This window comes from Coriobacteriia bacterium (assembly GCA_031292615.1).
Classification (GTDB): domain Bacteria; phylum Actinomycetota; class Coriobacteriia; order Anaerosomatales; family JAAXUF01; genus JARLGT01.
Map to the genome: position 1 here is coordinate 1 of JARLGT010000098.1, position 9,653 is coordinate 9,653.

At 64.8% G+C, this 9,653-nt stretch carries 8 protein-coding genes; all 8 read left to right on the forward strand.

Going from position 1 to position 9,653, the window contains the following annotated elements; genetic code table 11:
• Positions 1–1,737, forward strand: a 1,737-nt coding sequence (gene nuoL, locus P4L93_08840) for an NADH-quinone oxidoreductase subunit L (protein ID MDR3687045.1), incomplete at its 5' end; no start/stop codon positions are given.
• 7 nt (positions 1,738–1,744) lie between these two features.
• Positions 1,745–3,187: an NADH-quinone oxidoreductase subunit M gene (locus tag P4L93_08845; protein MDR3687046.1), complete on the forward strand. Its 1,443-nt coding sequence runs from the start codon at positions 1,745–1,747 to the stop codon at positions 3,185–3,187.
• On the forward strand, positions 3,188–4,699 hold the full coding sequence (locus tag P4L93_08850) for a proton-conducting transporter membrane subunit (GenBank protein ID MDR3687047.1): 1,512 nt from the start codon (positions 3,188–3,190) through the stop codon (positions 4,697–4,699).
• A 285-nt stretch (positions 4,700–4,984) separates the two neighbouring features.
• On the forward strand, positions 4,985–5,239 hold the full coding sequence (locus tag P4L93_08855) for a hypothetical protein (GenBank protein ID MDR3687048.1): 255 nt from the start codon (positions 4,985–4,987) through the stop codon (positions 5,237–5,239).
• 84 nt (positions 5,240–5,323) lie between these two features.
• Positions 5,324–5,608 (forward strand): hypothetical protein, encoded by a 285-nt coding sequence (locus P4L93_08860; protein ID MDR3687049.1) that lies wholly within the window; start codon positions 5,324–5,326, stop codon positions 5,606–5,608.
• 57 nt (positions 5,609–5,665) lie between these two features.
• Entirely contained in the window at positions 5,666–6,859 is a 1,194-nt protein-coding gene (locus P4L93_08865) for a phosphopentomutase (GenBank protein MDR3687050.1), read from the forward strand.
• Positions 6,856–8,163, forward strand: coding sequence for a thymidine phosphorylase (locus tag P4L93_08870; protein ID MDR3687051.1), 1,308 nt, complete (start codon positions 6,856–6,858; stop codon positions 8,161–8,163). The genes P4L93_08865 and P4L93_08870 overlap by 4 nt, the downstream gene beginning before the upstream one ends.
• Before the next feature lie 24 nt (positions 8,164–8,187).
• A partial coding sequence (locus P4L93_08875; GenBank protein ID MDR3687052.1) for a CBS domain-containing protein occupies positions 8,188–9,653 on the forward strand: 1,466 nt, incomplete at its 3' end.

Consider the following 9,653-nt stretch of genomic DNA (forward strand, 5'->3'; position numbering starts at 1 on the left):
CTCGGCATCGGCGTGGGCTCTCTGGCAGTCGCGATTCCTGCGCCGGCAGTCGAGCCCCCGTGGACGAGCGTGCCGTCGGGCGTGGGCGGCTACATCTGGTTTGGAGTTGGCGAGCCTTTGTGGGCGACCGCCAACACCCTACGCGTGGGATGGGCGGTCGACTCGCTTGCCGGCGTCATGCTCGTCGTCGTTGGCGTTGTCGCTCTGATGGTGATGATCTTCTCGATCGGCTACATGCACGGCGACCCGGGTTGGACGCGCTACTTCGCACTGCTGTGCCTGTTCACGGGTGCCATGACTCTGCTGGTGATCGGCGATTCCCTGGTGACGCTGTTCATCGGCTGGGAGCTTGTGGGTGCGTGCTCGTACCTTCTGATCGGCTTCTGGTACCAGAAGCCCTCCGCCGCGGCCGCAGCCGTGAAGGCGTTCTTGACCACCCGTGTGGGCGACATCGGCCTCTTGATCGGACTTGCGGTCCTGTGGTCGGCTACCGGCTCGCTGCGCTACGTCGACATCATGTCGCAACTGCCCAGGCTCGCCCCGAGTGTTGTGACGGCTGCCGCGATCTGTATCGCCATCGGCGCGATGGGCAAGTCCGCGCAGTTCCCACTGCACATCTGGCTGCCCGACGCGATGGAAGGCCCAACGCCGGTCTCGGCGCTCATCCATGCGGCAACGATGGTGGCCGCGGGCGTCTTCCTGGTCGCGCGTGTGTGGCCGCTCTTCGAAGTCGCACCGGCGGCGCGCTCGATGCTGCTGTTAGTCGGGACCATCTCGGCGCTGGGTGCCGCTCTGGCGGCGGTGGCTCAACGCGATATCAAGAAGGTGCTTGCGTACTCGACAATCAGCCAGCTCGGCTACATGTTCGCGGCTTTGGGCGCTGGCATGTGGGCCGTCGCCCTCTTCCACCTCGTCACACACGCAGCGTTCAAGGCGCTGCTGTTCCTGACGTCCGGGTCCGTCATTCACGGATCCGAGACCCAAGACATGCGCGAGATGGGCGGGCTTCGCAAGGAGATGCCCGTTACGTTCGCCGTTTGGATGGTCGGCGTGATTGCGCTGGTTGGCATCTGGCCGCTGGCCGGGTTCTGGAGCAAGGACCTCGTACTCGACGTGGTCTGGAAGGCGTCCCCGGTCGCAGGGCTCGCATTGTTCGCTGGTGCGTTCGTGACAGGCTTGTACTCTGCGCGCGCCACGCGCCTGACGTTCTTCGGCGAGCGCCGAGGTGGGGGACACGCGCACGAGAGTTCAGCGTCCATGATCGTGCCGCTCGCACTTCTGGCCGTTCCCGCCATCGTGCTCGGCTTTGCCGGCCCATGGCTCTTTGCCAAGCTCGGCCAGGAGTGGGAAGCGCTGTCGGTTCCGCTGTCCCTGACCGCCGTCGGGTTGGGTCTCGCCGGCGCCGTGACTGGGTGGCTCCTCGAAAGTGGCGAGAAGGCCGACGAGGCGTTGGAGTCGCGCACTGGATTCTTCTGGCGTGCCTCGGCATCGGCGTTCGGCTATGACGCCCTGGTCTACCGAGTTCTCGTCGGCCCAACGGTCGTGGCGGCGCGCACGGTCTGGGCGTTCGTCGACCGATGGCTGATTGATGGAACCGTCGAGGGTGCAGTCGCGGTGGTGCGCTGGATATCGACCGCGAGCGCTGACATGCAAAACGGCGACGTGCAGTGGTACGGCGCCATCATCGTGGTGGGCATCGCCCTGATGCTTGCGATGAGCGTCTGGCTGGGGAGGTGACGGCGTGATGCAGCTCGATCTGATGATCTTGGTTCCGGCAGTCTTCGCACTGCTCTCTCTCGCCGTCGGTCGTTGGTCTGCGAGCGCTCCTCGGTGGATCGGCTTGGCCGCCATAGTCGCCCAGGCGGGACTGCTGGCCTCGCTCGGGCTCGAACGGATCATGTCAGGAGAGCGCATCACCGGTGCAGTGGTGCCTCTGGCCGGCTCGCACTGGATGACCGTTATCGACGGACTGTCGGCGCCGCTTGTGCTTCTCACGGTGTTCATCGGGCTGATCGCGATCTTGGCTTCGTGGAAGATCACCGAGCGACCGGGGCCGTACTTCGCGCTGCTCTTGGCGCTGCAGGCCGCCGTTACCGGCGTCTTCTTGGCCGACAACGTCGTGCTGTTCTACATCGCATGGGAGTCTGTCTTGATCCCGATGTTCTTCCTTATCGGCGGGTGGGGTTCTTCGAATCGCAAGCATGCAGCCAGCAAGTTCCTCATCTACACCTTTGCCGCTGGCGCCGTGATGCTCGCAGGCCTGATCATGTCGCTGCTTGGCGACGCCCGCACCCCCAGCATCACCGAAATCACGGCTCACGCCTCCTCGCTGCCGTACCCCCAGCTCCTCTTCTGGCTGCTTATGGTGGGCTTCCTGGTGAAGCTCCCGGTCGTTCCCTTGCACACGTGGCTACCTGACGCACATACCGAGGCCCCCACTGCGGGTTCGATCGTGCTGGCGGGTGTGATGCTGAAGATGGGCGGCTACGGCATCATGCGGCTTGCGATGCCCTTTGCCCCCACGGCGTTCCAGTCCAGCCGAGGCATTCTTGCCGTTCTTGGCATCCTTGGAATCGTGTACGGCGCGGCTATGGCGCTGACTCAGACCGACTTGAAGCGGCTCGTAGCGTATTCGTCGGTGTCGCACATGGGCTTCGTCGTGCTGGCGATCTCAGTGGCGACGCCGAACGCGTTGGGTGCGGCGATGTTTGCGATGGTCAGTCACGGTCTTGTCGCGGGGCTGCTCTTCTTGCTCGTCGGTTCGCTCTACGACCGAGCGCACACACGTGAGCTCAGCCGCTTCGGAGGGCTGGGCAAGGTCATCCCACTCTGGGGAGTCGCATTTACCTTTGCCGCATTGGCCTCACTCGGCCTGCCCGGACTCTCTGGGTTCCCCGGCGAATTCGTGACCGTCATCGAGTCGTTTGGCGCATTTGGCTGGTGGACCGTGGTTGGGACGATAGGGCTTGCGCTGGGAGCGGCGTACAACCTGCGTGCTGTCCGACTGACGGTCAACGGGCCTACGGGCCAGTTCGAGGAGCTCGCGGACCTTTCCGGGCGCGAGATCGCGCTGGTTGGGCTCTTCTCGGCAGGGATCGTGGTCCTAGGCGTTGAGCCGACGCTTCTCCTGTCGATCTCGCAGGCCGCACTTCGCGCGCTTTCGCACGTGGTCGGAGGGGGAGCGTAGATGTCAGCCAACGCGCTCGCCATCGTCACGCTCGGACCTCTGGCCGTCGGCGCCGTACTCGGAGTGCTCCTTGACGCATTCTCAACTCGCCGAGCCGCCGTGGTGGCCGTGCTCATCGGGTTTGGTGTGTCGGCCGGCATGTCGGTCAGCTCCCTGGCGCAGCACAGTTTGCCGACAACAGCGTGGGGCGTGTTGCACGTTGGAGGGCCGTTCGCCGCCGTTAGCGCCACAGTCGCGCTTGTGGGAGGACTGGCGGTTGCTGGCGGCTCCTCCGCGATGGTTCGGCGAGATTGGGGCGGGACTCTCGCAGGCTTGATGGCGTTTGCAGCGCTCGCCTCGATCGTCGTGGCCGGCAGCCGAGACATCACTCTGCTACTCATCGGGCTCGAGACTGCCGCTGCGTGCGCGTACGCACTCGTGGCGGCTGGGAGGGGTTCGAGGGCCCGCGAGGCCGCCATGAAGTACTTCATCCAAGGTGCGATCGCGACCGGGCTTTTCGTGTTTAGTATGGCAATCCTGGTCGGGGTGTTCATCCCGACGGGAGACTTAGAGGGCTTGGTCGCGTCCTTGGCCACAGGCCCGGCAATCAGTGTCGCCACAGCTGGCCTCGTGCTCATGATAGGAGCGCTGGCATTCAAGGCGGGCGCCGCACCGTTCCACGCTTGGGCGCCCGACGCGTACGAGTCATCTTCTCCCGAGTCAGCCGCCTTTCTCGCCGCTGGCCCGAAGCTGGGCGCGGTCACCATTCTGGCGGTGCTCGCATCGTTCTCGGCCTCAGGGCGTCTGGAGCTACCAATCTCGGCCGTGTTCGCCTTGCTGGCGGTCGTCTCCGTACTTGTTGGCTCGATCGCAGCGCTGCGCCAGAGATCGTACACGCGGATGCTGGGATACGCCGGCGTGGCGCAGATCGGGTACGCCTTGATAGCGATCTCAACCACGCATGCCTTCATGGGACCGATCTTCTTCACTGCGTGCTACGCGCTGGCTGCTACCGGGACGTTCCTTTCGGCGGCGGCGTTCAGGCGTGTGGACCCGAACTGGGACGGTAGCGTCGACGGCTTGGCTGGGATGTCGCGCAAGGCCCCTTGGCTCAGTGGCGCCACGGCGATTCTGTTGATCTCGCTTGCCGGGATTCCACCGCTGCTGGGCTTCTGGGCCAAGTTCGCGGTGTTCGTCGGTGCCATCGGAGCTGCCTTCAACGCGTTCTCGGCGCCAAACCAGAGCGCGCTCGGCACTATCTACGCCACCTGCGCCGCGGTCGGTATCATCGGTTCCGTCGTCTCGCTGGGCTACTATGGGGCTGTGTTAAGGGCGCTCTATCAAGCCGACCGCCCCGCGACAGCCGTCGGGAGCGAGGACTCCACCCACGCACCCGATGGTTCGGCCAACGACGACGTCGACGAGGGGGGGAGCGCCGCCTCGATCGTCGTTGTCATCGTCGTGCTGATCGTTGTCCTCGGACTGCTTCCGCTCCTCACCGGAATCCCCGCGATTTGGGGCCTATTCGGGTAGGATTGCGGACGCCGAATCTCCCTTGCGCTTCCATTTTTCGGGTGCTAGCATGCATAACGAGTTGCATGCGAATGCAACCCCTTACCCCTGAGCCTCAAGGTGCCGGCCTTGGGGCTCCCCCTGTTCTTGGGGTCTGTTTCGGGCCTTCTCGGCACCCCTCTCAAGGCAATGTGACTGAGGTCACATCACGTCACACCGACGCACTCTGTGATGGATGTCACAGAGGCTCTGACCTGCGCATATGCCGGTATCAAGTCCCTTGTTAGGGGTGCCGATACCCACAGCATGATGATCTCAACGCTACATGGTCGGCAGGCCATCAACATCGTCCTCAGAGCGGGGGTCCCGATAGTGCACCAGGCTATTTCTGATGTCTCGGTTGACGTGGTTCAGGCTGCAATTCTGGTGGCCGAGAATACACCCGACCCGCGCAGTGAGTGCGTCGAGCTAGCGCTCGTCCACATGGACGCCGGCAAGCCCGACTCGCGCACCGTCGCACAAGCGATGATCTCCTCGATTATCGCGGACTCCAACCGCTGATCGGGATCGTTCTCGGCTGGCGGCCGGCGGCCCCCACCCCCATACTGGGGGGTGACCCTGTTTCACCTCGTCAAAGGGGGCGCCATGGACGGCAGGGCTGCACGCACGGTTCTCACAGTCGTTGTCGATATTCTGATCGCCTTCGCGATAGCTCTCGCGATTCGCCAGTTCCTCGTCTTCTCCGGTCGCATCGCCCATCAGGGGTGGGCTGAGGCCTTCAATGCAATTACAGCCAAGCTAGTCATCCCATTCGGCCGCGCTGACATCAAGACTCCGTACGGGGGCGTCTTCGACGTCGACAATGCGCTTACGGTGGTCGTGTTTGTTGTGGCCGAGTGGGTACTGTCGTCGGTGCGCGACCGGGCATAGACTACCTGCCGGCGCAGACAGTCGCCGCTGGAACAACCACAAGGATGGTGCTGACGCATGCCGAGGACGCCCCGCGCGATCGTGCTCGTTCTCGACAGTGTCGGGGCAGGCGAACTTCCCGACGCTGAGGAGTATGGCGACGTTGGTTCGAACACGCTTGGCAACACGGCCCAAGCTGTTGGCGGCATCTCGATGCCGAACCTCGAGGGCATGGGCCTTGGCAACATCACCTCAATCATGGGTGTCGCGCCATGCACACAACCCACAGCGTCGTGGGGCAAGAACGCCGAGGCCTCGGCGGGCAAGGACACCACCACCGGGCACTGGGAGATGATGGGTCTGAAGCTGACTCAGGCGTTTCCGACGTACCCCGAAGGGTTCCCGCCCCAGGTCATGGATGCATTCACCCGCGAGACGGGGCTGGGCTGGCTCGGCAACTATCCCGCGAGCGGGACGGTCATCATCCAGGAACTCGGCGATGAGCACGTTCGGACCGGCAAGCCCATCATCTACACGAGTGCGGATAGCGTCTTTCAGATCGCCGCTCATGAGGACGTCATCCCGATCGAGAAGCTCTACGAGATTTGCGGCATCTCCCGCGAACGAGTTGTGGTGGGCGAGCACGCTGTCGGGCGTGTCATCGCTCGGCCGTTCATCGGGCCCAACGAGGCGGGCGAGTACACGCGAACGCACCGCAGACGCGACTTTGCACTCGCGCCTTCCGAGCCAACCGTGCTCGATCGGCTGGCCGAGGTGGGCGTGGAAAGCTACGGGATCGGCAAGATCGGCGAGATCTTCGCGTGGCGCGGCATCTGCGAGTCGCCCCACTCTACTGACAACATGAACGGTTTCGATCACCTGCTCGAGCGAGTGAGCGACGACGAGAGCGGTTTCGTCTTTGCGAACCTGGTCGATTTCGACATGGTATGGGGACATCGCAACGACGTTGAGGGCTACGCACGTGGCCTTGAGGCTGTTGACGCTCGAATCCCAGAACTGCTCGACGCCATGATCGACGGCGACCTGCTGATCGTCACGGCCGACCACGGCTGCGACCCCACGACGCCGTCGACCGATCACAGCCGTGAGTACACGCCGCTGATCGCGCACGTGAAAGGCGTCGACCGAGGCGTGGAGCTCGGCATCCGATCGACCTTCGGAGACATCGGCGAGACGGTGCTGGACTTCTACGGCATCTCGGGCGCGTGTGGGCGGGGAACGTCGTTTTTGAGTGAGGTGCGCGGCGCATGAGCGAGCCGACCTTCGAGGAGCTCATAGAGCGAAAGCGCGACGGCCACGAGCATACCGCCGGGGAGGTGACGCGCATCATCGCCGGCTTCACGCGAGGGGACATGCCGGACTACCAGATGTCGGCGTGGCTGATGGCGGCGTTGTTGCGAGGGCTCTCGGCGGACGAAACGGTCGCGATGACCGACGCGATGGTCAAGAGCGGCGAGATAGTCGATCTCTCGGCGATTCCGGGGATCAAAGTCGACAAGCACTCGACGGGCGGCGTCGCGGACACGACGACGCTCGTGCTCGCGCCACTGGTGGCCGCATGCGGCGTGCCTGTAGCCAAGATGAGCGGCCGTGGGCTGGGACACACCGGCGGTACGCTCGACAAGCTCGAAGCGATTCCCGGCTTCCGAGTGGAACTCACGGGAGAGGAGTTCATCGCGCAAGTGCAGCGGATCGGGGTGGCAGTGATTGCACAGTCGCCCGAGATCGACCCGGCCGACAAGAAGATCTACGCCCTGCGCGACGTGACGGGCACGGTTCCGTCGATTCCGCTGATCGTTGGCTCGATCATCTCGAAGAAGATCGCCGGCGGGGCAGACGCCATCGTGCTCGACGTGAAGGTGGGTTCTGGCGCGTTCATGAAGACGGAGACCGACGCGCGTCAACTTGCGCACGAGCTGACGGCGGTGGGCGAGGCGCTGGGACGCAAGGTCGTCTGCGTCCTGAGCGACATGGAGCAGCCGCTTGGGATGGCAGTGGGCAACGCCCTCGAAGTTGCCGAGGCCGTCCAGACCCTTCGCGGGGAGGGTCCCGCCGAGCTCACCGAGCTGTGTCTCGCGTTCGGCGCGAAGATGCTGGTGCTGGGCGGGAGGGCCTCCGACGAGGGCGACGCCCTGCGGCAGCTCGGAGTGGCGATCGCGACTGGAGCGGCACTACAGCGATTCCGCGAATGGGTCGCAGCACAAGGCGGCGATCCGCGTGTTGCGGACGACCTCACGCTGTTGCCCGCATCGCGGTGCTCCCGCGAGGTGCGTGCGACAACCTCTGGCTGGGTCGCACGCTTCGACGCTGAAGGAGTGGGTCGCTCGGCCATGTTGCTCGGCGCCGGGCGCGCACAGGTGGGCGACGTCATCGATTCCGGTGCCGGGCTCGTGCTCGCCGTGCGGGTGGGCGACCGCGTGGAGAGCGGCGATGTGCTATGCACGATGCACGCCGCCACCGAGCAACTACTCGACGCGGGCGAGGAACGCTTCCGGCACTCCATCCACCTGGGCGATACAGCGATCGTGGCGCCCCCGCTCTTCCACGAGTTGTAGAGCGAGCGGGTGACTGGCGTGCGCGTGGTGGTAGGACATGCCAACCCGGACTTCGACGCATACGCGTCTACGGTTGCGGCCACCAAGCTCTACCCAGGCGCAAAGGGTGTGTTCCTCGGCAGCCAGAACACCAACGTGCGGGCCTTCCACAACCTGCACGAGGAGTTTCTGGACTTCGTCGACATGAAGCAGGTCGACGCCGACGATATCGACTCGGTAGTGATGGTCGACACGCGCGATCCAGAACGGCTCGCGGAGCTCTGCGCGGTTGCGCGTCGGCCGGGGGTCGAAGTGATCGTCTACGACCACCATCCGCCGCAGCTCGGGGACATCGAAGGTGCCGAGGACCATTCGTGCGAGGTGGGCGCAACTACGTCGATCCTGGTTCACGAGATCCGCGACCGGGGGATTGGCATCACTCCGCTCGAGGCCAGCGTGATGTTGCTGGGCATCCACGAGGACACGGGCTCGCTCACGTTTCCTGGATCGACCGCCTACGACGCCGACGCCGCCGCGTGGCTCATGGGCAACGGGGCCGACATCGAGGTGCTGAATCAGTTCCTTGCGCGCGCTCTGGAACCGGACCAGAAGACGCTGCTAGAGCAGCTCACAGCGTCGCTGGAGACCTGGGACATCAACGGTCAGTCCGTGGCTGTTGGAGTTGCTGAGGCGGCAGAGTACGTGGACTCCGCTGGTGTTCTGACGCACTACGTGGTCGAGGACCTCGGCTTTCGCGTCGCGATCGCTATCGTCCGCATGCCCGGTCGAGTCCAGGTCGTAGCGCGCAGCCGACTTGCCGAGGTCGACGTGGGCGCCGTGATGGCGCGGCTCGGCGGCGGAGGACATCCGCAAGCGGCCTCAGCTCGCTTTCGCGAGATCGAACTGGCAGATCTGCTCGGCAGGCTGCGCGAGGCGCTCGAGGCTGTTGTGGCTGCACCGCTTCGCGCTCGGGACGTCATGACATCGCCCGTGAGGAGTGCGGAGCCCTCGTGGACGATGCGCCGTGCTGGCGAGCTGATGGCGACTTGGGGTCACGGCGGGCTGCCGGTAATCGACAGGGAGCGGCTGGTTGGGCTCGTCACTCGCAAGGATGTGGACAAGGCCGCCCGCCACGGTCTCGATCACGCCCCGGTCACCGGCTTCATGAATCGCGACCCGCTGCTCGTTGCGCCAGACACGCTCCTGACAGAGCTCGAGTCGCTCCTGGGGACGCGCGGCATCGGCCGCTTGCCCGTAGTAGAGAACGATCGAGTGATCGGCATGGTCACGCGCAAAGATGTGCTGCGCGCCGAGCACGGTGACACCTATCTCGCCGGCCGTGTTGCCAGCGCACACCCCGAGGCAACGAAGCGCTTTCGCACCAGCGTCGACCACCTGCTTCCCGGTGAGGTGGGAGAGGCGCTCCGGATGCTGGGTCGCGAGGCTGCCAAGCATGACCTGCGTGCCTACGTGGTCGGCGGGTTCGTGCGAGACATGCTGCTGGGGGTGCC